Annotated in this window: 15 protein-coding genes and 1 pseudogene; 7 read left to right on the top strand and 9 right to left on the bottom strand. The window is 52.4% G+C overall.

All coding sequences use genetic code 11. The features are described from left to right. Positions 1-30 precede the first annotated feature (30 nt). Positions 31-3447, bottom strand: coding sequence for a TM0106 family RecB-like putative nuclease (locus QUE75_RS06495; RefSeq protein WP_286254492.1), 3417 nt, complete (start codon positions 3445-3447; stop codon positions 31-33). 287 nt (positions 3448-3734) lie between these two features. Between QUE75_RS06495 and QUE75_RS06490 the strand changes: the two genes are divergently transcribed. From QUE75_RS06490 to QUE75_RS06475, 4 genes are all read left to right on the top strand, one after another. Then, positions 3735-6362 (top strand): AAA family ATPase, encoded by a 2628-nt coding sequence (locus QUE75_RS06490; RefSeq protein WP_286254491.1) that lies wholly within the window; start codon positions 3735-3737, stop codon positions 6360-6362. Beyond that, on the top strand, positions 6359-8089 hold the full coding sequence (locus QUE75_RS06485; RefSeq protein WP_286254490.1) for an McrC family protein: 1731 nt from the start codon (positions 6359-6361) through the stop codon (positions 8087-8089). The genes QUE75_RS06490 and QUE75_RS06485 overlap by 4 nt, the downstream gene beginning before the upstream one ends. A 249-nt stretch (positions 8090-8338) precedes the next feature. Then, positions 8339-10099: an AAA family ATPase gene (locus tag QUE75_RS06480; protein ID WP_286254489.1), complete on the top strand. Its 1761-nt coding sequence runs from the start codon at positions 8339-8341 to the stop codon at positions 10097-10099. Next, positions 10090-11583, top strand: a complete 1494-nt coding sequence (locus tag QUE75_RS06475) for a VWA domain-containing protein (RefSeq protein WP_286254488.1) — start codon at positions 10090-10092, stop codon at positions 11581-11583. The genes QUE75_RS06480 and QUE75_RS06475 overlap by 10 nt, the downstream gene beginning before the upstream one ends. A 113-nt stretch (positions 11584-11696) precedes the next feature. Here the strand turns inward: QUE75_RS06475 and QUE75_RS06470 are convergent, their stop codons facing one another. The 3 genes from QUE75_RS06470 to QUE75_RS06460 form a co-directional block, all read right to left on the bottom strand. Further along, positions 11697-12257 carry a HEPN domain-containing protein gene (locus tag QUE75_RS06470; protein ID WP_286254487.1) on the bottom strand — a complete coding sequence of 187 codons (561 nt, stop codon included), beginning with the start codon at positions 12255-12257 and terminating at the stop codon, positions 11697-11699. A 185-nt stretch (positions 12258-12442) separates the two neighbouring features. Then, entirely contained in the window at positions 12443-13168 is a 726-nt protein-coding gene (locus QUE75_RS06465) for an Abi-alpha family protein (RefSeq protein ID WP_286254486.1), read from the bottom strand. Continuing rightward, entirely contained in the window at positions 13161-13424 is a 264-nt protein-coding gene (locus tag QUE75_RS06460; RefSeq protein WP_286254485.1) for a type II toxin-antitoxin system Phd/YefM family antitoxin, read from the bottom strand. The genes QUE75_RS06465 and QUE75_RS06460 overlap by 8 nt, the downstream gene beginning before the upstream one ends. A 531-nt stretch (positions 13425-13955) precedes the next feature. Here QUE75_RS06460 and QUE75_RS06455 point away from each other — a divergent pair. After that, positions 13956-14204: pseudogene (locus QUE75_RS06455) on the top strand (transposase domain-containing protein); the annotation flags it as partial. 10 nt (positions 14205-14214) lie between these two features. Here the strand turns inward: QUE75_RS06455 and QUE75_RS06450 are convergent. Then, on the bottom strand, positions 14215-14457 hold the full coding sequence (locus tag QUE75_RS06450; RefSeq protein ID WP_286254484.1) for an AbrB/MazE/SpoVT family DNA-binding domain-containing protein: 243 nt from the start codon (positions 14455-14457) through the stop codon (positions 14215-14217). A 268-nt stretch (positions 14458-14725) separates the two neighbouring features. Between QUE75_RS06450 and QUE75_RS06445 the strand changes: the two genes are divergently transcribed. Beyond that, positions 14726-15994 carry a hypothetical protein gene (locus QUE75_RS06445; RefSeq protein ID WP_286254483.1) on the top strand — a complete coding sequence of 423 codons (1269 nt, stop codon included), beginning with the start codon at positions 14726-14728 and terminating at the stop codon, positions 15992-15994. 260 nt (positions 15995-16254) lie between these two features. Here the strand turns inward: QUE75_RS06445 and QUE75_RS06440 are convergent, their stop codons facing one another. The 4 genes from QUE75_RS06440 to alkB form a co-directional block, all read right to left on the bottom strand. Then, on the bottom strand, positions 16255-17814 hold the full coding sequence (locus tag QUE75_RS06440) for a phospholipase D family protein (protein WP_286254482.1): 1560 nt from the start codon (positions 17812-17814) through the stop codon (positions 16255-16257). A gap of 17 nt (positions 17815-17831) precedes the next feature. Beyond that, entirely contained in the window at positions 17832-18683 is an 852-nt protein-coding gene (locus QUE75_RS06435) for a universal stress protein (protein WP_244178329.1), read from the bottom strand. Between the two features lie 77 nt (positions 18684-18760). Continuing rightward, a complete protein-coding gene (locus QUE75_RS06430; protein ID WP_286254481.1) occupies positions 18761-20248 on the bottom strand; it encodes a SulP family inorganic anion transporter in 1488 nt (495 codons plus the stop codon). Between the two features lie 259 nt (positions 20249-20507). Further along, positions 20508-21158, bottom strand: coding sequence for a DNA oxidative demethylase AlkB (gene alkB, locus QUE75_RS06425; RefSeq protein WP_286254480.1), 651 nt, complete (start codon positions 21156-21158; stop codon positions 20508-20510). 86 nt (positions 21159-21244) lie between these two features. Here alkB and QUE75_RS06420 point away from each other — a divergent pair, with 86 nt between their 5' ends. Continuing rightward, complete coding sequence (locus tag QUE75_RS06420; RefSeq protein ID WP_286254479.1) at positions 21245-24046, top strand: HD domain-containing phosphohydrolase; 2802 nt, start codon at positions 21245-21247, stop codon at positions 24044-24046. The last annotated feature ends 2 nt before the right edge of the window (positions 24047-24048 follow it).

Below are 24048 nucleotides of genomic sequence, written 5' to 3'. Positions count from 1 at the left end.
TTTTTTTGACGTATAACCCACGGCTAATAGCTAACGAGTGGGCTGAACACTTTCAGCCACCTCAAGAAACCTGCAAAAAGCATTTGCCAATTTCATTTGGCCGGGTGTTTTACAATCAGCTTCGAAAATAGCGGGAGAGGCAACCAGTATCGCCAAACACTTCGCTCTGGAAATAGCGACGTTCAACCGGTTCGGGCTATAGAGAAACTCCATCCCTCTTGGCGCGTCTGCATGGCTGGAGGTCGCCATGGAAAAGACCGTGATGGGTGCCTCCTGACCCTGAAATTTATCGACAGTGCCCACCCTTGCATCGGGCAACCTCTGATGAATCTCGAATACCTGAGCGTTGTAAGGCGCAATAATCAGAATATCCGCGAGAGTCAATTCGTGCTCGCACCCTTCACCATCAATCCAAGTCGTTTTGCGGCTCAAGATCTCGTTGACGATTCGGCGGACCTCGTCGGCCTCCTCAGTTGAACTACTGGTATTGCCGCTGTGTTCGACTGGCAGATAACGCAAGCCGGTACCGGAAAAAGAGCCTTCAGATTTAATCTCATGATTTGCGGCCTTCGCCACGGAGGAGAGTTTGTTCTCGTAGAACAGTTCTGAATTGAAGCGGCAGATTTCTGGATGAAGGCGGTAAGTAATACCCAGGAACAGGCCTTGATCATCAAAAATAGTCTGATGCCCCTCTAGGAGATGATCAAGCGCGGAGCAATCCGTTCCATCTGGATGGGAGCCTTGGGTAGGCTGCTCAAGTTGTTGCGGGTCTCCGAGCAATATCAAACTCCTTGCACAAGCAGAGACCGCTACCACATTGGCTAAAGCCATCTGAGCCGCCTCATCGACGATAAGCACGTCAAGGGTGTCCTGTGCTTCTTCACGCGCCCAAAGAAAGCTTGTTGCCCCTGCAACTTGAGCCGCTCCATCGCTCAGAGCCAGAAAAACGTCCTTGTTGGATTTGGCAAAAGTCAGATTATGTTGATCCGGCTCCTTGCTATCCCCGCTTGGCTTTTGAATACACCTGATATCGGTGCCTCTCTCTGCGGCTACAGCAATGGCTTTATCAATTAGATTCCGAATAACCTTGTGGCTATTCGCCGTTATCCCAACGGTCATACCTTTTTCAACAAAATCACAGATAACGTGAGCGCCCGTAACGGACTTACCTGTTCCTGGCGGCCCCTGAATTGGTAGAACATCTCCGTTCAAAGTGGGGGCGATTCTGAGCGCAGCATCGAGCGTTAGCTCGTCATCATGCTGAAGAGGGATTCCATCCTCGCCGACTTTCGAGCGAAGCAAAATTGACCGGCCAGCTTTAAATGGGCCATCACCCTCTAGTCCGTGTTCGGCGACGTACTCACCTAAGCGAAAAAGCGCGGCCTTCTGCTCATTAGTCCTTATGACAGTGTGGGTAAATACCGCTTCAGGATGTATTTCTGCGGTTGCTCCCTTCTTTTTGATGTCTAGCGTTCCATCTTCCATTGACACCGATTCGACCTTGCCGAGATCATCGCCTCCAGCAGACTTCAGATCGTCTCCCGCCCGCACCTCAGTATCCTGGGGAATAAACTTGTAGCGGTCGGTCAGAATACCCTTTTTCGAGGTTTCAACGGTACCTACTATCTCCAATCCTGCGATTGCAGCGCGTTCTCGCAGAAGTTCGTCCGGCTGCAACTCAGAGAGCCGGAAGTATTCCCACCAAACCGATTTATCCTCTCTACGATGCCATTCCAATAGATGAGCTAGAATCCAGCGCCCGTGCTGTTCGGGGGTACGCTCCTCTTTGTCTACCGGAACTCCATCAATCAGGCGCTCAACCAGTGCCTGAATACGCTGCGCCTGCTCGTCAGCCTCTTCACTGGGCTCAGTTCCTGGTTCTGGCCTATCAATCGAATATCCTTCGCTGATTAGTTCATCCCTCAAGCTTTCAAGCCAATCTCTCAGGGCAGCAGTCGAGAAGCAGTCATCTGCGTTGTATGCCTCAACAACGGACTTTGTCTTCTCTGTTACCGAATCGAAATCATCCAGTTCAATGTGCGATGAAAGCTGCGTGAGTGCCACGTTGGCATCATGAAGCGAAACCTTGCGCTCAAATTGAAAGAACGGCTCCAGCTTTTTGAGGGAGTAGCTTTCCACACTGGCACGGAGCCCATTCCGAACGACACTCAGAAGGTCGACAAACACCAACCCTCGAAGCAAGTTGTCCATTTCGTTTTCACGCGAGGCATATCGCCCCATGAGCCGTTTCAGCGCCGATGGTTCGTAGGGAGCAAAATGGTAGACATGCATGTCCGGGTATTGCTGACGACGCTCTGTTAGAAAGTCGATGAAGCCCTCAAAGGCCGCTTTCTCTTCGCCTGGCCCAAAGGCCCATTCAGCCTTGTATTCGACCTCTCCGCTATTGTTCTTAAAGACATACCCAAACAAGTACTCCAGGCCGTGCTCTCCGACGAACTGGTCACTCTCGATATCAAAGAACACGTCGCCCTCTGAGGGCTTTGGTAGTGCCCCGAATCCAGCACCTGGAATAGGATCGAGAAACTCTCGCTTGAGTTCTCCACTCTCTCGGGCGGCAACTTGAATCCGAGCTTGCGCTCGCGCTTTCTCCAAAGAAGGTTTGGTGCCGCGTTTTGGCTCGAACGGGATAGGTGTTGGAAGGGCCGCCAAGTCTTTCATGGTTGCAATACCGTTGGCATTAAGCTCAACGATCTGTGCTTTGCTGATGTTGGCAACTAAACAGAGATGGTCATCGTCTCGCCTCCTCTGGTCGCACTGGGATTGCCAGTGGCAAATTTCACAGTGCGATTTCGGGTCCGGATAGGTTTCCGTGGGCTCGTCAGTATTGATGTCGGCTTCGGCTGCTTTCCGAACCTGCCGGAAATAAGCTGCATAGTCAGCGAACCGATACCGTTGCGGCTCGTAGTCACTCCATGGCGCAACTACAAAAATGAATTCGGGGTCGACTTTTTGAATGCTCGCCAGAAGGTCGGCATAAAGGCATAGCTGAAGAACGGTTCCACCCTTCGTCTCTCGCGCTAATTTTGTATCGATTATCTCGTATGACCAATTACCCAGCGCACTGGGCTTTTCCACTCGTTTCAAAAAGTCGGCCCGCCCGCTCCAACTTCCGTTTTTAAGAGCGGCCTGAGCAATGATTGGCGCACCGGCTCTCATTGCCTCAACGGTCTGATCGATGCTTTCTTCGTTTACTTCGACGCCTTCGATAGCAGTGACATCCAGTCCCGCAGATTTTAAGTGCTCGAGGTAACCCTGCTCGTGACGCTGGCCGCGCTCCCGCAGAATTTCCAGCAGAGGATCGTAATGATCCGGCTTCTCGCGTTCTCCTTGAGCCACCTGCTTTTCAAGGGCGACCAAATGGTTGCAGGCGCTGTGGGCGACTAAGTCCGTTGCGGTGAGTTGGAAATGACCATCCAGGTGTCTCATTGGCTGCAACCTCCGTGTGTGCAGGAACTTAAAGTTTATAAACTGCTGCACATAATGTTTGGGGAAAACTTGAGCGCATTTTCATTTTTTCAGTATTCTAGATACGCCAATTTAGACGACATTCTGCTATTAGACCAGTTAGGATGGTAAGACTATGAAATGAAGACTACTTTTCCCTTTTGAGGGACTCCCACGTTTGGCTACAAGTTTTCTTCATTTATTTGCTTGCGACTTGGATCGGAGCGCAGCCTGAAAGGCGAACTGACTACCAACAAAAGGATCGGCAGGTGGACCAGTACACATGGATACCAGCGTTTAAAGCACTCACGCAGTGGATCAAAGATTACGAGGATCGCCAACCAGAACTCATCGCGATCCTACAACAATTGGGAATAGAAAAGGGACTCACCGACGAAAATGAGGCCGGTGAAAAGGTACCTTTACAAGAAATTGATCCATTTAGCTTTTTTGCCATCTTCATGAAATATGGGGAAGAGACACGCAAGAAGCTGTTCAAGGAACTGATAGAGCTAATCGGCCTGGATGCACCACCTCCCTCCGATTTTTCCGGCGTGCCAAGTGCTCAGCCACTGAAGGTCTGGCTTTTCCCGTATGCCAAGTCTCGGGCTCCGGGAACTATCAGCAAGCTCTGGAAATTTTTTCGGGATGCGGCCACCTTCGAGTTCGACAGAGAGCAGTTTCAATCTGTGCTCTCGATTAAAGGAACAGGTTTCGCGAAGCTTACCCAGTGTCTATTTTACGCCTACCCCGACATCTATTTACCGGTGGACGGACAAACTCGCCACTGGCTTACCTCTAACGACCTGGAGATTCCCAAACCCAACTGGCAAGACTACAGAGAATGTCTCCAACGCGTCCGCAATCGGACCGATAAGCCTTTCTGGGAAATTTCGTACCAAGCTTGGTACGAGAATCAAAGCACGCCATTCGACTCTAAAACCGCAGTTGAGCACCTTAAAAAGGTCTATCCCGGAACGTACTCGGGAACGATGCATATTGCAGGATTCAAATGTTCGAATGGGAAGCCTATTGCCCTTGATCCTAAACCAAAGTCAGTGAAGGTTTTTATTGGGGACAAACCTCCTGAAGAAATCCAACTCGAAAAAGTGAGGGAGTACGGCCCGCGAGACACCCGTAACCATCACTTAAAACAGCATGCCCCATCCCTTGCACTGGGAAGTACAGCCTACTTGGTACCGGTGTCATCTATGGACGAGCTGGACACGCTATTAGAGTGGTATGACGAGGAGGACAACGATATGTCTAAACCCATTTCGGAAGAAAACCTTCCTCAGAAAGAAGAGAGCATCATGCCAACTGAACCACTCAACCAGATTCTCTATGGGCCTCCGGGGACCGGGAAGACGTACCGTACTACTGATCTAGCCGTCCGAATCGCCGATCCAGTTTGGTACCAAGAAAACGCTGATCGAGCTGCGCCCTATGAAAACAGAGCAGCTATTAAAGCAAGGTTTGACGAACTGGTTCGATCAGAAAGAATTCAGTTTACGACGTTCCACCAGAGTTTTGCTTACGAGGACTTCATTGAGGGTATAAGGGCTGAAAGCCAGCCAGAAACGGATGAGCTTCACTATCCCGTGCGAGATGGTGTTTTCAAAACGCTATGCAAGAATGCCGACAAACGAGTAATCGCTCACCAAACTATCTCATCATCGAGCCTGTCTGATAGAGCGATCTGGAAAATGTCCTTGGGCAATTCTCAAACGGCTGAAGCCGGTGAGGTTTTCACCGAGTGCCTTGAGAACGATTATGTACTCTTGGGATGGGGCGGAGACGCTGACTTCTCGGGGTGCGATGACTACGAATCTGTCAAAAAGCGATACCTCGAGCGTTACCCTTCTGAGACGCAGGAATATGCATTTCGAGCCGTTAATACCTTCAGAAATCAGGTAAAAGAGGGCGATTTGCTTGTTATTTCTGACGGCAATTCTCGATTCCGTGCAATTGCAGAGGTCACTGGCCAACACAGAAAACTTGAAGATAAGCCTGATTGGTTTCACCAAGCCCGTGACGTCAAATGGCTTCAAGTCTATGAAAATTCGCGGCCTGTGAGTGAGCTGTACAGCAGTCAGTTCACCCAAAAGACTCTGTACAAATTGAAGCCCTCCAAGTTGAGCCTCAGTCGCCTTCAGGAAATGGTCTCAACGGAATCTCCAGAAGAGGATGCGCCTCCTCATGTTCTGATCATCGATGAGATCAACCGAGGCAATATCGCGCGGATTTTTGGGGAACTCATTACCCTCCTGGAACCGAGCAAGCGAGCTGGAGCTTCTGACGCGCAGTCGGTGACATTGCCCTATTCCAAAGAGCAGTTCTCAGTGCCGTCCAATGTTTTTGTCATTGGTACGATGAACACAGCTGACAAATCCCTGGCCCAACTGGACCTGGCACTTCGTAGGCGTTTTAGCTTCGTTGAAATGCTTCCTGATCCCAGCAGCTTGTCCGAGATCACCGTTTACGACATTCCGCTTGATACGCTTTTGGATATGATTAATCAGCGCATCGAAGTCCTGCTGGACTCTGACCATCAGATTGGCCATGCCTATTTCATAGAATTAGCAGGCATAGAATCGGAGTCAGAACGACAGGCGGCTCTCCGGTACATATTCCGCGACAAAGTCATTCCTCTGCTTCAGGAATACTTTTTCGAAGATTACGAGCGTATCGGTTGGGTCCTGAACGATCCTGCCAAAGCTCCCGAGCATAAATTCATTACTCCAGGAACGACTGGTGCTAATGCCTTCACGCGCAACTTAACCGATCTTTTCCCAGGGGAAATTGCAGAACAGTTGACCGATAACAGGTTCAAGATCAACGAAACCGCTTTCGATGAAGCAGAAGCGTATCAACAGATCGTTGGAATGCACCGGTGATTCAGGTTCGCGAGTATGCCGTCCTCACCGCTGATCCTGAGGCCAACGCGAGTATGGATGTCGGGCGGGTCTCAGGTGCAACGTTTGAGTGGCTTATCGACCTGCACAATCAGTGGGAGCAAGATTCCAAGCTTGTCATACGGAAAGGCAAGAAATACCTAAAGCTGGGGAGCTACGTCGGTTACCTCCAAAGCCCCTCCGGTGAAGGCATCGAGATTCTGCCAAAAACTGAATTTGCCTCGCCAGAAGAGCCTGAGTCGCTGCGTATGCTTTTGCAGGACATGCTTGGATGCTCTGCGTCACTGGATGGCCGTGAGGGAGACTCAGCAGATCTCAAGCGCGCTGAGCTACCCATTCACGAATGGATTATTGCCCAGTTTCTCAATCAGCTGACCCACCTCGTGAAGCGAGGCCTCCGATTCGATTACGAAACCGTCGAAGAGGAAAGTAGGTTTATTCGCGGTCAGTTGGATGTAGGCAGACAGAGCCGACAATCCCCAGCACGAGCCACTTGGTTCAATATCCGCCATGACATATTCACCCCAAATAGAACTGAAAACCGTCTGTTGAGAACCGCACTGGATTACGTGCTTAAGCTCACGAAGAATGCTCGAAATTGGCGGGTAGCAAACACACTGTCTCACCAACTGTCCGTTATCGAGCCTTTCAGAAAGCCGCTGTCCCAAATCAGTCAATGGAAGAACACGAAGTTGATGCAGCCCTACAAAGCCATAAAGCCTTGGTTCATTTTGGTTCTCGAGCGGCTAAACCCCAACTTTCAACACGGCCTGCACAGCGGCATTGCCATGCTGTTCCCGATGGAACAGCTTTTTGAAAATTATGTGGCTCACCACATCAAGAAGCGTATGCGTTCTGGTTCGTCACTGACCTCTCAAGCGGCAAGCCAATGGTTGATAAAACACTCTCCGGATGGGGGCCCTGAGAAATCCTGGTTCCAAATGAAACCTGATCTGCTGGTGACTTATCTCAGTCGCAAGAACGTGATGGACGCCAAATGGAAGCTTTTGGACTCGACTCAAAACACATCGGCTGAGAAGTACGGTATTAAACAGGCTGACCTCTACCAACTCTTCGCTTATGGGCACAAATACCAGAACGGATATGGCCATATGCTGCTGGTTTATCCCAAGCATGCGGCATTTCAGGAACCTCTGCCAAAGTTCAGTTTCAGCGAAGACCTTCACATATGGTGTGTGCCGTTCGACTTGCATGAAAAGCAGTTAGTGGTTGGCGAGTGGTCTCGTTTTTTTCCGGCCTTGACCCAGAGCGCGTCAACGGATGCGGACAGTGCCCTAAACCGGACGCTGGGATCAATCGAAGATGTTTCACAAGCATTGGGAGGGAAAGGTAGCTCAGACCTGGCACACCGGCTCCAGCTTCACCTCGGTCTCGAAGGCACGCTCACTCTCCTTAGAGAGGACCAGATCCACGAACGCTCTGGTGATCAATTCAACGATTGGTCAGATCGGAATCAAGTAGTCGGTTTCATCTTTGACGTTTCAGTTCCTACAAGCAACCAGAGCGTTGGGACGGGAATGCTCTTACTCCCTCTCCGAACCGACCAGTTGCTCCGCAGGCTGGAGTTGTTGCTCAAACGGTATCAGCGACAGGTTTCCGGCGCGATCTCAATCAATCTTAACGGCGTCATGGCGAGAATAGAGGAGTCGCTCCGACTTTCGCTCGCGGAGAAAGAGCCGAATTCTTGACCATATGCCCAATCGGATAGGAGAAACTCTGGAGAGGATGTTTTAGGAATCATTGGTGGAGCCGCTGTTGAGCGTGTTTGCAATACACGACAAAGTACTTCCCATGCGCAACCAATATATTTAAATTCAGAGACTTACATTAGTGATTAATGCCCTGTGACAGCAGGCGTAGCAGCCGTGACGACCGGAGCGTTCTGACGGTTAGGAATCCGCTTTATGTAGAACCGAGAAACAAGGATTAATTGAAGTATGGGACTGATGTTTAAAGGTAGTTTTGATGATCTTGCCACCCGACTATCTCCACTGGATGGCGAATGGGACGAGACTCAACAAGACCGAAAAGTTTTTCGCCTCGATGGCGGCATCATGAATTGGTTCGAGCCTTCCGGAACAATCTCATTCCAAGGCAAGCAGAAAGGCAAATCACTACTGGAGAGCAAAGTTCCAGAATTGATAAACAAGAGCGAGAAAAGCAACGGCTTACAAGAACGGATTCATCAGCTGGTTGATGCCGTCAGTGATGGTATGTTCGAGCGGGAAGAGATTATCGCAGTATCCCTTCTGGGTGCGCTGTGCGGTCAGAACACATTTCTTTTCGGCCCTCCCGGCACAGCGAAAAGCCTAATCTCAAGACGCATTGCCTGCGCTTTTCAACGTCCAACGTATTTCGAGTATCTGATGAATCGCTTCAGTACTCCCGAAGAGGTGTTTGGGCCCGTTTCCATCAAAGCTCTCAAAGAAGACCAGTACACACGGAAAACTGAGGCTTACTTGCCAAAAGCCGAGTTCGCATTTCTGGATGAAATCTGGAAATCCAGCCCAGCAATCCTCAACACTCTCCTCACGTTGATAAACGAGCGGGTTTTCCGAAATGGTGAAGTGGTTGAGAGGGCTCCCCTTAAGGCGTTGATCGCAGCCTCTAACGAAACACCAGAGGCCAACCAAGGTCTAGAGGCACTATATGATCGCTTCATTATTAGACTTCTCGTGGGTCCCATCAGCCAAGGCGAAAATTTTGACCGTCTCCTCAACAGCAAACCGACCGATGCGGATATTGAGATATCCGAAGACTTGGTTGTTAAACCTGATGAGTGGAAAGAGTGGCGGAGCCAATCACAGGACGTGACCCTCTCGCCAGAGACTTTGACCATCATCCACCTTATCCGCTCATCCCTGGCCGAAAAGTCAGATGAGCTGGAAGTCTACGTTTCCGATCGAAGATGGCAAAGAGCCGCGATGCTGATGAAGGCATCTGCGTTCTTCAATGGCCGAGGAGAAACAAACCACAGTGATGCAGTCTTGCTCAAACACTGCCTATGGACTCGTGAGGATAATCGACACGCTGTAATAGGTCTTGTGGAAAACGCCCTAAGAGAGGCGGGATTTGACAGCGGATTCAATCTTGCTGAGATGGACAAGAGCAAGGACGACCTCGATAAAGAGATAAACCATGAGTTGTTTCACACAGCAGATGTTTATGAGACCAAGCTGCTCAATGAAAAAGAATATTTTTTCTTCAAAGCAGATTTCAAAGTAAATTACTCAGCGTACAAGGAGTCGAAAAAGCTCTACGTTCCGCGTGTGAAGCTGAAAAGCAAACAGAAGTTCCATCCGTTGGACGCAAGAGGTAATAAGCAAGAAGATGTTTGGTGCAAGTTTGACGGCCAAGGTACCTGCTCTGTCTCACTAAATGACGAGTACCATTATCGATATGCCTCCCAAACTGTGGAGTGCACCCCAAAAATCCTTTTTCGCAAGGGTGATAAAAAACAGGACATCAATATACGACTCGTGGAATCTCTCTCAAACGCTGTTGGCGATCTAAAAAAAGAGCTTGAGGAGATCCTGAGACAGGTTGAGAGTAAATCCAGAGACTACCAGAAAGTACTCAGTTCGCCATTTATCTCCGAAGCGGACATACAGCTCGTGCTCTCAGGAATTACGGAACAAATTGACAGTTTGAAACTCCGCATCAAGGACTGCGAGCGGCTGGAAGAGCTATGCCGATAAAATCGCTTGAGCAGGCGGCTATTGCCGCCAATAAGGATATTTTTCATAAGTTCCCGAGTTTGCTGCAAAACTCCCACAGCGTGAGTAACTACGTAGCCGAACAGCTATCCGAGTGGGAGGCAAGCTCCGCTAGAAAGCTAGGAACAGAGTTCCCGTTAAGCTCTCATGCTCGGAAAATCTCAGGCTGGGCCCCCATACTTGAGTCGCGAGACCTCACCCGGGCGACCCTGGAAAAGGCTGTCGATGACTTTACTTCATTCTGCCTCGCGGCCAACCATCCATCGAACCATTCGTTCTGGAAGCGTCTGGTAAGCGCTGAGGAAACGAAAGGTAAGCGGTCCACACGAAAAAACGACGACCTTTCAGTCAGTGGACGTCTCCTGCTGTCTGAGTGGCAAAAGATCATGGACCACATTCGGAGCGAGTGGGAACTCTCAACCATCGAGATGCTCCGTGCAAAGCTCCTGGAGGATCTTTCGCTCATTTTGGAACGGATGGATCTCCTTCGCGGCCATTTGGAGGAACTGGGATTTGATCCCGGTCTGCTTCTGGACCTTTCGAAGGGCTATCTAACAACTCAAGACATCGAGCAGTTTCATCGCTGGGCCGAATACCTCAAAGAAGACGAGAGCGTGAAATCTCTCTGCGAACTACTTGGAAAAATGCGTCAAATAGAGCTTTCCGAAAAAATCGAAAAGGTTCGAGTAAATCAAACACGACAGGTCCACCTGCCTGATATCAATTCCCGCGAGGAAATCATCGGAATTAAACTGGGGCGAGACCTCGAACATGTGCTACCCAGTGAAAAAGCTCTTTTGGCAGATGAGGATACGGCGATTCTTTTTGATCTAAAATTCGTTGAGTCACGACTGATGTGCTTTGATATGCAAGGTATTCAGTCGGTACAAGAGACTATCGAAGTTGAGGAGGAGCGCCAGGTAGAGGAAGCAGACAAACAGGGGCCCATGGTGATCTGCGTGGATACCAGTGGATCGATGAACGGGACACCAGAGACCGTCGCAAAGGCTGTTACATTGTTTATATCAACAAAAGCCCGAGAACAGAGACGCCCTTGTTACCTGATCAACTTTTCAACTGGTATCGAAACGCTGGAATTGTCGGACGATATGGGAATTGCTTCCCTCATAGACTTTCTGAAGATGTCTTTTCACGGGGGCACTGACGTCTCGCCAGCTCTGCAACATGCGTTGGAGGTCATGGAGCATGATAAATACCAGAAAGCTGACATGCTGATTATCTCTGATTTCATAATGGCCAGCCTGCCAGAGGATATGCTCTCAGATATCAACAAACAAAGAGAACACGGAAACCGATTTTATTCCCTCGTCGTTGGCTCTTCTTTTTTGAGCACGCGACTGGAAACTTTATTCGATCATGAGTGGGTTTTTGAGCCGCATAGCAGCCGCATACAGGAGTTGGTGAGCTTCAAAGGACGAGTTTTAGATGAGGGACTAGCCTCCTGAATTTTACAGCCGTAGTCCCTGAAATCTTTGAGCAAAACGAAGGTTTTCTGAAACCAAATCAGTCTATCAGCGAGCTACTTGCACGCCCTGTTAAAAATGATGAAGCGACCCGCCTACTTGGTACCGGTTAGCAACTGATCCAAAAACACGTCTGTCGATTCCACCAGGTCTTTAATAAAACGGATGTGTTTTCGTAGGTCGTCTCTCGTGACCGCATGAGCAGTTGGCTGCCCTACAACTGGTCTCCAAGAGCGGTGTGCAATGTCCCCGCGTTTCCTGGCAATCTTGTTGAGTTCACTTTTGGCCCTGACAGGGTCGAAGTGATTCCAAACCCACGCCTCGGTTATGTCCACATCCAGATACTTTTTAAAAATCGCCTTTATCCGATCGGTGCTCGGCGTATGAAAGAACTTGAGATCGTTCTGAAGGGACGACCTATAAAACTGCACAAGCGGACTTTGCTCTGATCCCACGCCTGCTACCGTATTCGCAGCTTCGACAATTCGGTCCTCTACATAGGTCTCCAATGCTGCCAATGCCATGACTAGGCTTGCGCGTTTCAGCACCTCCGCCTCAGGAGGAGGTGGGTTTTTGTTCAGTGCGTCAAACAAATTGAACAGGTCGACCGCGTCTTGAATCGCATGGTGGAACGTCTCAAATGCTGAAGATGTCATCTTAAACCTTAAATGCTATTGAACAGTCGCACCCTTCGACAATCGACGTCAAAACTCGATCAACATCGTTGGTACACGCAGGGCCAGAAAACTCGGGATGAATAGTTATCAAGATGGAGCAGTTTCGGACCCTTTAGTAATCGATCCTCAAAGAGCTGTAAATTCAAGCCACTTGACTCGGTCGTCTATTTGGCCTCATAACGGTGACGAACGTCACCATCTCCATTCGAGGAACACAGACATAACAGCTCTTTCCCCAATTCCGTAATCCTTACATGACTAGGATCTGAAACTCCATCTACGGTCTGTGAGATTGAAAGAAGGTTGAGCCTATGCAAATTGCCGACCGAAATCCGGACATCCTTTTTCGGCTCAGGAATTCCATCTTGGAACTCATCCATTGGGGCGGCTCTCTCGGGCAAATAGCCTACATAAAATCCAGGATTTAGCACATCCAATTGATAAGTAGGACTCAGAGTTGCGGCCCCGATAACTTTCAAAATCCGAACATCGAGAGATGTCATGTCTTCCAAGATACTTATAAACGCACGCCTGAGCTGCACATCGACTGTTTCGTCTGCGGCATTCACCAGCACAGTGGCCCATAAATCCTGAAGGTAGTCGTCATCTTCGAGTGACGCAGCCTCGACAAGTGGGACAGTGAACTGCAACGGAAGCAATCGGGTAGGAGAACATAACCCGCGCTGAGCCAGCTTTTCGTTTGCTTTCTCGATTAAGTTCAGCTGATTTTCCCATCTCATGTAGCTTAGCTTGTCTTCGAAGATGCCTACAGCTGTGGCAATGGGAACACCGGCGACATTGGAAAGAAACGCTCCCATCTTTTCTACTGCACGGATCGCGACACCGGTAGTTTTCGCGACCTCTTGAACTGCCTTCGCCTCCTCAGACATCGTCGGCACCTAAAAACTTCTCCAGCCAGGCATCCGAAAGATTGAGTTCTTTCTTCAATAGAACAGGGTCTTTGGTTTGAGCCATTAGAAATGTGAGATCTTTGAAGAGTTCAGGGCTCAGAAGGTAACCGACGGGGTGACCTTTGGCTAAGACGGCAACAGGGACGTCTTCGAAGCAGCGAGATGGGGATCGTGAAAATTCTCTGAGAGTGACGGACTTTTCCAATGGCAATACCCGCTTGATCGAATTTTTCATTACCGCTCCCTTTCACCCCTTATCCATGCTTCAAGCCTATCATGACTTGCACTTGTTCACCCTCGTAAGAGCGGACCTCGATGCCGGACCGATGCTGGCCCAGACAAAGGCTTGCTGTAACTATAGTTCTGTGGGGACGGTTGATCCGCATTTCTCAGTTCGCATACAACTCAAACACGCCCCTTCCTTATCTTCGATTTCGGTAATCAGCAATGAAAATCGATTTCCAACAAGTACAGGGCTCGGATCCCGAGACGGGCTTGACAAGGAAGAGTCAATGGATCAATTTAATACATTGTTCACGAACAGGAGGTTTAGAGATGGTTGGTCCAAAAGTAATCTAATTTCAAAAAGTTACCCGCGAGATCCCTCCAAAGTCAGCGTCTAGAAAAGGCTCTCACAGCACACGTGGGCCAACTTCTACAAGCGTCTGCTCAACTAGCTCAGCCCAGCTCGCCCTCTTCCCCCACTGAGGAGGCTATCTACTACCCCCAGCTATTAGGCCCAGCCTGTTTATCCTTTCAGTAGCGCAATAACTTGGTGGAAAACCAGATCCGACCCTGGGCGCTGGGGCGCAGCAGCTTGCTGTTCGCGGGCTCACTACGGAGCGGTCAGCGTGCTGCTGCGGTCATGACTCTGATCCAGTCAGCCAAGCTGAACGGGCATGATCCCTATGCCTACCTCAAAGATGTGCTGACCCGGCTGCCGACGCAGAAAAACAACGCCATCGACGAGATATTGCCCCACAACTGGACGCCGACTATAGCTGACAAGGTGTGATGGTTACCACTCACCGCTTCTCTCCACGGTCTTCCATGAAATCCTCTGAAGCACCCTCCCCGTCAAGCCAAGCATCCCAGTCTTCGGGGGCAATGGCAGGCTCTGTGGGTCGTTCGAATTTCTTGACTGAACCTTTTAGCTTTTTCAAGGACTCAGACTCGTGAGAGAGCGGCTTAGCCAACTCGTCCGCGTGGGCTCCGTAGGCATCTAGGTTTTCGAGTAGCTCCTGCTCTGTTGGTCGTTTCTTTTTCATGGAAACCTCTAGCTTACAAAGCCTTTTTACCAATATACCAAATTCGTAACCCCATCCGTCCAATAGCACTAGATTCAAGATGGGGTCACCGGACGGTTACGCTCTTGGCAACAAAAGCTACTTGTTGTAACTATAGACCTATCAAAGTAGTCGGCCTGTACTGCTTTTTATTATTCAACCCAGAATCGCCATTCTGCGACTTAGGGGCACAATCAACACCAAGCGACTCGCGACCACGTCCAACATTGAATATACGAGGATGTCCTCCATGGAAATTAACCGGCAGGCGCTCTATGAGGCACTCTGGTCGACCCCAAGAAAGGAGCTTGCATCCGTCTGGGGAGTCAATTCAAATACCATTACTTCTGCAAGTAAGAAGCAAAACATCCCCCTACCGGAACCAGGGTATTGGACATTAGTGTCTATGGGAAAATCACCCAGTCAACCAGCACTGATTGGAGACCCTAACGAGAACGTTATTCTCGAGGATCCTCCTCGGAACCCTAGGAAGGGAGAGCCCCCTTCGTCCCTCCCCAAAACTCCAACGAAGGTGTCGCAAACATCTGGTCCGACAACCGCTTCTTTAACCGAACCCGTACCGGCGATCAAAGACCCAGTCACGTCCATTTCAGAGGCTCTACCAACGGTCCGAAAGGCATATAAGATCTACTCTTCCCCAAAAGCTGCGCGGGATTACAAGTACCAGCACGTGTTACCAGGGGCCGCTGAGGTAATCCGAATAGCGGTCATGCCAGAAATGGTGGAAAGAGCGCTTCTGCTCATGGATACCATTCTTCGAGAGTTTCAAAAGTCGCAATGGAAGACACAAATCCCGTCAGAAAGAGATCGGAAAAAGAACTCAGTATTTGTTGAAGAGGTAGAGATCCTGTTCACGATTACGGAGCATCGTCAGCAAGAAAGAGTGAAATCTGAGCGTAGGTGGACGACTTGGGAGTATCGCTACCACAGCACGGGCACCTTGAGATTCCAGTTCGGCACATCCTCGTGGATGCATGAAATCAAAGACAACAAGCGAAAGAAATTGGAGGAACGAATTCCTGAGATCATCGACGGTATTTTGGAAGAGGTAGCGCGAGTAAAACGGGTCGAAATTGAACGGAAAAATCGGGAACACATTGAGAGGCTGGAAAGTCGCTTGTCGGGTTTGGTCCGCAAGGCTCTGAATCACAATCATCAGTGTGAAGAAAGATTGAATCACTGTATTGCTCAGTACCAAGAGGCCGTGCGGATCAGAAGCTTCGTTGAAGGCATGAGAGGCACTGATTGCTCTGATGACCGTTCTGAGGAGCGAGAAAGTTGGCTCACTTGGCTAGAAAGCAAGGCAGATTCTATTGACCCTATAATCAACCAAAGCACTGTAGATTTCTCAGTCCCAAAAGATCTGGTGGCCCAAGTCTCTTCAATGATCGAATCAGATCTTGATGCATATTTTACATTGAAAGAGCTGGACCTTGAGGCTTCGATCTCTAAAGTAGCACAAAGGATCGATCTTCATGAAAGCTGGAAATACAAATAGCGCTAGCCTCAATCCACGCACAATATCGGGCGCATCTAAAAGTTTACTTACCCTGAATTCGCGCGCTGAAAACAGCCGAAGCCAAGGTTAAAGACCCCCCCCATAAGAAACTGTATTTAATAGCCTTTTCGATCCATAACAATTATTTTTAAATTGTCTAATTCCGAATTTTCAATTATTGGAAATTTTGAATCGACAACCATGCGGCTTTCAGCCGCACTTTGTCTCAAAAGGAATTATGCCGGGTCACCTGACAGGCCTCAGAGATACTTCTCGATCGACAGCCAGGACAACATCCGGGACGCCGCCCGGCGCCAGAATCCGCTCTCAGGTTCCTGATAAACCTCACCGTCCCGGGATTGCCACACCAGACTACCCTGCTCGTTCAGGCTCACCCGCCAGCTGTTCTCCGGCGCCATGGCGCGCTCAATATCTTCGGCTACCGCGCGCGCCAGTTGCGGACTGCGAATCACCAGCACTGTCTCGCCGTTGAGGTAGATAGAACGCAGGTTCACGTTGAACGAGCCAATAAACAGCGTTTCCCGGTCAAACACCACGGCTTTGGAATGCAGGCTGACCACACCTTTATCGCAGGCTTGTTCATTGGCCACCCAACGTTTACAGGCTGGCGCATCAGGGCGTAACTCGTACAGGTCAAAGCCCTGCTCCAGCATCTCACGCCGCCAACGGGCGTAGCCGGAATGATTGGTGACCAGATCGTTGGTGGCCAGCGAATTGGTGATCGCCGCCACCTTCAGCCCGTGGTTGCCCAGATTGTCCAGCCCGTTCAGCTGCTCGTCTGCCAGAATCAGATAGGCGGACTCAATCAGGATTTCCTTCCGGGCCGATTCGATCAGATCAAACAGGGCCTTTGCGGTGTTTCGCGGTTTGTCCGCCGGCGCTTCCAGGTCTTCCGGTGGCGGATCGAACACCAGCTCGGCCTCCGCCTTCACCATGTCAGCGAACCACCCTGCCAGCAGGGATTCCGCCTGGTTCCTGCCCTGGGGTACGGGCGCAGCAAAAGGCAGCGGCTCAGTGGTGGCACGGCTGAGTCCGGATAAGCGGTCACCCGCACGCTCCGATTCCGGCAGCTCATACAATTGCCCCAGCGGGTAGGACCACGGGCTTTGCCAGTAGGCCTCAAAGTTATCGGTCATGGCGCCAGCCAGCGGCCCGAGCACCATAACGTCGCGATCCCGGAAATTCAGTTCCTGGTGCTCGTCAAAGTACTCATCGCCAATGTTGCGGCCGCCGGTGATACCGACATTGCCATCCACCACAAAGGTCTTGTTGTGCATGCGCCGGTTGATGCGGTCGAAGTCGGTGATGAACGACAGCCAACGGCCAACGCCCTTGCGGGAAGGAGACGGATTGAAAATCCGGATGCTGATGGCCGGGTGGGCCTCCATCATGGCAAACAGGGATTCCTTGCCGGCCACATTGATGTCATCCAGCAACAGGCGAACCTGCACGCCCCGGTCTGCAGCGGCTACCAGGCGGCCAGCCAGGTACCGGCCGCTGGCATCGTCGTTCCAGATGTAATATTGGGCATCAATGCGCTGACTGGCGGTTTCAATCAGGGCGCTGCGAACCACAAAGGCATCGCGGCCCGTGTCGAGCAGCCCAAACGCAGAGAGTCGGGAATCGGGATCAAGGTGCATCCGGCGCTGATCCGTTGTGAAGGAGTCTGCCACCGAGGATACCGCCAAAACCGGGCCATGGTCGACCGGCGGCAATCCCCTTGCGCAGCCGGCAAGCAGCCCCGCAAACAATAACAGGCTCAGCCTGGCGATCAACGGGACTACTTGCCGGGTCAGCATGGCCGGGGGATTCCTTGTCAGCGAATGATAACCAATGGTTTTTTAGCGGTTTTCAGCATGGTTGTGGTGGTACTGCCCACCAGGAACTGGCGAATTCTGGAATGGCCGTAAGCGCCCATCACCAGAATGTCGATGTCATGCTCCTCCTGGTACGCGTGCAATGCAGGTTCTACATCCCCGGCGCGAATGGCCAGGGTGATATCAACGCCCAACCCGGACAACATCTGCTCTGCCTTCTTGAGCTGCTCCCAGCGGTCGGCGGTATCCGGGCCAACCATCACCAGGTGCAGGGGCATGCCTTTGAGTACCGGGCTCTGGGCAATCAGTTCCACCCCCCGGAAAGCGGTGGGGCTGCCGTCGAACGCCAGCATGGCACTTTTCGGCTCACTATAGTCATCCGGCACCAGCAGGATGGAGCGATGCACACTTCGGATGACGGTCTCCAGCTGGCTGCCGATGTGGATATCACGGTCAGAACTGCTTTCACCGTGCAGCCCCATGACAAACAGGCGGGTCTCTTTCTCAAGAGCCACCAGAGACTCAGTCAGATTACCGTGGCGCTGGCGCTTGACGGCCTCCTCCGCACCGGCGGACTTCACCCTGGTTTCGGCTTCATCCAGCATGTGATGGCCGTGCTCCAGCGCCAGTTTGGCCCGCTTTCGGTCCAGTTGCGCCAGTTCGTCCAGCAACTGCTCACGGCTGCCAAGGCCGATGTTGCCCGCCAGATCCGGCTCCGCCGGGTAGCGTTCTTCGTCCAGAACATGCAAAAGCATCAGGGGCGTTTCCATGTGCCGGCTGGCCCAGGCTGCGTAATCGCATACTGCAGGTGCTGCCCGGGAGCCATCGATACAGGCCACTACTCGTAACATACTTGCCTCGCCTTGGTTGTCCGTCTGCTCGTTATTGTGGCTGCGAATGTCGTTCTTTTCATTGCTGTCGATCATTGTCAGTGACCCATCAGGCGGTCGACGGCATCCGGCTTATCATGAACACCGAAGCGGTCAACGATGGTGGCGCTGGCCAGGTTCAGGCCAATTACCTCAACATCAGAGCCTTCACGGCGGAACTTGATCACCGCCTTATCCAGCGCAGCTACGGCGGTGATGTCCCAGAAGTGGGCCCGGCTGAGATCTATTACTACATTATCGACTGCTTCCTTGAAGTCAAAGGATTCCAGGAACTTCTCTGACGAGCTGAAGAACACCTGACCTACCACGGTGTAGCGACGGGTCTCGGTGTTTTCATCCAGCTCGGAGGTTACCAGCATGTAGTGGCCAATCTTGTTGGCAAAAAACAGCGCCGCCAGCAGCACGCCCGCCAGAACGCCAAAGGCCAGGTTGTGGGTGGCCACCACCACAATCACCGTTACCAGCATCACGATGTTGGTAGACAACGGGTGCTCCCTGAGATTGCGAATGGAGTCCCAGCTAAAGGTACCAATAGAGACCATGATCATCACCGCCACCAGCGCGGCCATGGGAATCTGCACCAGCCACTTGTCCAGAACCAGCACCAGAATCAGCAGGAAGACACCGGCGGTGAGGGTCGACAATCGAGTGCGACCACCGGATTTAACGTTGATGATGGACTGGCCAATCATGGCGCAACCGGCCATGCCACCCAACAAACCAGAGCCGATGTTGGCAATGCCCTGGCCCTTGCACTCACGGTCACGGTCACTGGTGGTGTCGGTCAGGTCATCCACGATGGTGGCTGTCATCAGCGATTCGAGCAGGCCGACGACGGCCAGAGCAACCGAATACGGCAGGATGATCATCAGGGTTTCAAGGGTCAGCGGCACGTCCGGCCACAGGAAGATGGGCAGGGTATCCGGCAGTTCGCCCATATCCCCAACCGTGCGGATATCCAGGCCCATCACCATGGCCACAAGGGTCAGGCCCACAATACACACCAGAGGCGATGGAATCAGCTTGCCCACGGTGGGAATCAGCGGGAACAGGTAGATGATGCCAAGGCCAGCGGCGGTCATGGCATACACATGCCAGGTCACATTGGTCAGTTCCGGCAACTGGGCCATAAAGATCAGGATAGCCAGTGCGTTCACAAACCCGGTCACCACAGACCGGGACACAAAGCGCATCAATCCACCCAGTCTCAGATAACCCGCCGCAATCTGTATGACACCGGTCAACAGGGTTGCCGCCAGCAGGTACTCAAGGCCGTGCTCTCTGACCAGCGTCACCATCAACAGGGCCATGGCGCCGGTTGCTGCCGAGATCATGCCTGGCCGGCCGCCCACGAAGGCGATAATCACGGCGATACAGAAAGAGGCATACAAACCCACTTTCGGGTCCACGCCCGCGATGATGGAGAACGCAATCGCTTCCGGAATCAGCGCCAGGGCAACAACGATACCGGCGAGCAGGTCGCCTCGAATATTGGAAAACCAGTTTTGCTTGAGTGATTGCACCATGATTGGGGATATCCAACTGAACAATGAAAATAAACGGCTGCCATGCACACGGGCACGGGCGGGTGTCAGGAAACCTGAAAAAGAAGTCTGGGCGAGGCCAGTTAAGGGAGCATGAACGCTATGGCGGAAGGATCGTCACGGTTATGGAATGCTTCGCTTGGATGAAAGTCAGATTACTGTCGAATCGGGGCGGCGAAGCTTACCAGAAGCGGGTCAGGAAAGTAAGGCAAGGGTGCCAACCGCCTCGCTGCCGCACACATCAACCGGCTTTGCGAAAAGTCAGGTTGTAACGGCAAGAGCCCGTCAAAGGGTGGTGGCCCGCTTTGAGTGTCAGTACGCCGTGATAGAACAGCCGGGCCGGCCCTCCCCAAACCACCACATCGCCGTGCTCCAAGGGGATTTTCAGGGGCTTGTCTGATCGCCTCGGCCCGCCAAACTGGAAGGTTATCGGCAAACCGAGGGAAACGGAGACAATGGGCCAGGAGAAATCCTGCTCGTCTTTGTCCTGGTGCAACCCCATGCGGGCGCCGCGCTGATAACGGTTGATCAGGCAGGCATCCGGCACAAATCCCCGATACCCCGCCGCCTCGGCAGCGTTCCGCGCCAGCGTTATAAAGGACTCGGGGATCTCAGGCCAGGGCAGACCGGATTCCGGATCTGTCGACTGGTACCGGTAACCCGTCCGGTCTGTCACCCAGCCCAGACCGCCGGCACAGGTCATGGCGGCCGACATGCTGTGGCCGCCGGGCGTTACCATATGCCGGAACGGCGCTTTGCTGGCCACCTCACCAATGGTCTGAATCAGCTCCGGGGCCGTGTTCCGGGCAAACCGGCGCAATACCACAACGCCCTCACCCACCAGTTCCTGCCAGGGTTCAGCATCACTGAAATCAAACAGATCTGTTGTCATAACCTGATCATTTTCATCAACATTCAAAACACCTCGGCGGTCAGGGTCTACACTCAGGATACCTGTTTTCCATTTAAGGCTCGCCCATGCTGCCGAACCGCCAGACCGCACAGGTGTCGCTCGCTTTTCTGATCGCGTCCGCCATCACTCTGGGCATGCTCATTCTCACCCTTGTGCTGGTGGGCCAGAGCTTTCGCGGCATGGAGCAGGCCAAACTAACAGCGGCAGAGGCCACGGCACGGCAACTGGCCACCAGCGTGGATGACCGCATCAACGCCATTACCCAACCGCCCTCCACCGCCCTGGCGGTGCTCCGACATGACCCGTTAACGGCGGCAACCACACTGGATCAGCGCCTTGAGCGGCTGCCGGTACTGGCCGACATCCTGTCCAGTAGCACCATCGTCAGTGCTATTTACGCCGGCTTTGGCGACGGCGATTTCTTTCTCTTCCGCACCTTGAGCAATTCAGGGTCCGTGCAGTTTTCGGATGCTCCCACTGGCAGCCACTTCCTGTTGCAAAGCCTCGAACGAGAAGGTGAACAACGGGTTGGGGTATGGCGCTTCTACGATCAGGGGCTAAATCTGATCGAGCATCGGGTGCTGGAAAGTTATGACTACGATCCCCGCCAACGGCCATGGTATCAGGCAGCCCAGAGCGTCAGCGAACTGCAGTTATCCGCGCCATACGTCTTCTTCACCACTCAGGAAACTGGGCTGACACTGTCTCAGCGGGCCAGTGCAACTCCTTCCACGGTCCTTGGCATTGACGTTACGGTGAATGATCTTGGCGCCCAGCTCGCCCAACTGCGCCAGACGCCCGGCAGCCAGCTCGCCATCATCAATGATCAAGGGCAGTTATTGGCCAGTTCAGAGTTTGAGCAAGAGGCCGGTGCCGTTATCCAAACGGCCCGGCTGCAGCAAACGGAACGGGGCGTCGGCGGCTTTTTCGCAGAGGGGCGTGACTGGTATGGCGTTGCCGTGGCACTGGATGCCCTGCCGGATGAGTCACTGTCGATTGTGATTGCCATTCCCTCTGATGAACTGCTTGCAGAAGTCTGGGCCGCATTGGCCAGGCAAACCCTCATTGCTGGAGCCATCGCCCTGCTGTTGCTGGTCATCGGCTGGTTTATGGGGCGCCAGGTGGGCAAGCCGCTGGAGCAGCTGACAGACAGAGTCAGCCAGCTGTCACGCTTCCGATTCGACACCAAGGTTCGTTCCGAGTCTCACATCCGCGAGGCGTCGCAGTTGAGCATTGCGCTGGACGACATGGCCCATACCATCCGCAGCTTCCAGAACATTTCCACCGTACTGAACCGCGGCCAGGACCTGAACCAGCTGCTGCAGGATATTCTCGAGCAGATCGTTAGTATCGTGGGCCAGAAACGCGGTGCGATCTACCTGTTCAACATTCACGATCACAAACTCGAACTGACCGTGAATGGCGGCCTTGAAATACCCAAGGCGCTCAGGTCTATTCCCCCTGCCGCCGATGACAACGAACTGATCCGTATTCTGCGCAGCCACATTCCCGGCCACTCGGTGTTTGCCATTCTCCGCAACCGCCGCCGCAAACTGATTGGCGTGTTGATTATCGAGATCGAGCACGGAGACAAAACAGAACTGAGCGATGACCTGATCCTGTTTGTTGACGAGATTGCCGGTTCTGCCGCCGTTGCCATCGAAACCCGTGAGCTGATCGAAAGCCAGCAGGCCCTGCTGGACGGCATCATTCAACTGGTGGCCAACGCCATCGACGCCAAATCACCCTACACCGGGGGCCACTGCGAGCGGGTGCCCAAATTGGCACAGATGCTGGCTGAACAGGCTGAGAGCGCCAGTGACGGCCCGTTTGCACGCTTCAGGATGTCCGAAGACGAACGTTATGAATTCCGCCTGGCCGCCTGGCTCCACGACTGCGGAAAGATAACCAGCCCGGAATATGTGGTTGATAAGGCGGTCAAGCTTGAGACCATTCACAACCGGATACATGAAATCCGAACCCGTTTTGAGGTGTTACACCGGGATGCCGACATCCAGTACCTGAAGGCGTGCCTGGAAGGGAAAGATTCTGACGAGGCGCGGCAACAACGGGATCAGTTGCAAGAAACCCTGCAGGAGGAATTCGCGTTTCTTGCGCGGGTCAATCAAGGCAGCGAATCCATGTCGGATGACGATGTCGCGCGCATTCACCAGATTGGCAGCCGCACCTGGCTACGGAACTTTAACGACCGCCTGGGCTTGACCGGCGACGAACAGCAAGCTCTGGAACACCAGCCAACACCCGAGCTACCTGTTATGGAAACCTTGCTGGCTGACAAACCCGGCCACTTGCGCAGCTGGGGCGACAATACTCCACCGGTGCGCAAAGACGATCCCCGTAACCGCTGGGGGTTCGATATGACCTTGCCGGAGCACGCCTACAATCGGGGTGAGCTGCACAACCTCACGGTGCGTTATGGCACCCTCACCGACGAAGAGCGATTCAAGATCAACGAGCATATCGTGCAGACCATCTGCATGCTGGATGCCCTGCCGCTGCCAGATCGGCTGGCCAATGTGCCGAGGCTCGCCGGCACCCACCACGAGCGAATGGATGGTAATGGCTACCCTTGCAGGCTGACAGGTGAAAACATGAGCATTCCGGAAAAAATCATGGCCATCGCCGATGTATTCGAAGCCCTCACTGCGGTAGACCGCCCCTACAAACGCGGTAAAACCCTCTCCGAATCCCTGGGGCTGATGGCGGTTATGGTGGACAAGGGGCACCTGGACAAGGACACCTTTAACCTGTTTTTGCAGTCCCGTATCTGGCTGACCTACGCACAACAGCACCTAAGGCCGGAACAGATTGATCCGGTGGATGAAAGCCTGTTCATGAAGCGCTGACC

This window comes from Marinobacter shengliensis, assembly GCF_030297115.1.
GTDB classification, from domain to species: Bacteria; Pseudomonadota; Gammaproteobacteria; order Pseudomonadales; family Oleiphilaceae; genus Marinobacter; species Marinobacter shengliensis.
This window is presented reverse-complemented; position numbering and strand designations above follow the sequence as displayed.

Bases quoted from the DNA above. Each gene is read 5' to 3' on its own strand.
- QUE75_RS06495 (WP_286254492.1), bottom strand. From the start codon at position 3,447: ATGAGACACCTGGATGGTCATTTCCAACTCACCGCAACGGACTTAGTC.
- QUE75_RS06480 (WP_286254489.1), top strand. From the start codon at position 8,339: ATGGGACTGATGTTTAAAGGTAGTTTTGATGATCTTGCCACCCGACTA.
- QUE75_RS06475 (WP_286254488.1), top strand. From the start codon at position 10,090: ATGCCGATAAAATCGCTTGAGCAGGCGGCTATTGCCGCCAATAAGGAT.
- QUE75_RS06470 (WP_286254487.1), bottom strand. From the start codon at position 12,257: ATGACATCTTCAGCATTTGAGACGTTCCACCATGCGATTCAAGACGCG.
- QUE75_RS06465 (WP_286254486.1), bottom strand. From the start codon at position 13,168: ATGTCTGAGGAGGCGAAGGCAGTTCAAGAGGTCGCGAAAACTACCGGT.
- QUE75_RS06460 (WP_286254485.1), bottom strand. From the start codon at position 13,424: ATGAAAAATTCGATCAAGCGGGTATTGCCATTGGAAAAGTCCGTCACT.
- QUE75_RS06450 (WP_286254484.1), bottom strand. From the start codon at position 14,457: ATGAAAAAGAAACGACCAACAGAGCAGGAGCTACTCGAAAACCTAGAT.
- QUE75_RS06445 (WP_286254483.1), top strand. From the start codon at position 14,726: ATGGAAATTAACCGGCAGGCGCTCTATGAGGCACTCTGGTCGACCCCA.
- QUE75_RS06440 (WP_286254482.1), bottom strand. From the start codon at position 17,814: ATGCTGACCCGGCAAGTAGTCCCGTTGATCGCCAGGCTGAGCCTGTTA.
- QUE75_RS06435 (WP_244178329.1), bottom strand. From the start codon at position 18,683: ATGTTACGAGTAGTGGCCTGTATCGATGGCTCCCGGGCAGCACCTGCA.
- QUE75_RS06430 (WP_286254481.1), bottom strand. From the start codon at position 20,248: ATGGTGCAATCACTCAAGCAAAACTGGTTTTCCAATATTCGAGGCGAC.
- alkB (WP_286254480.1), bottom strand. From the start codon at position 21,158: ATGACAACAGATCTGTTTGATTTCAGTGATGCTGAACCCTGGCAGGAA.
- QUE75_RS06420 (WP_286254479.1), top strand. From the start codon at position 21,245: ATGCTGCCGAACCGCCAGACCGCACAGGTGTCGCTCGCTTTTCTGATC.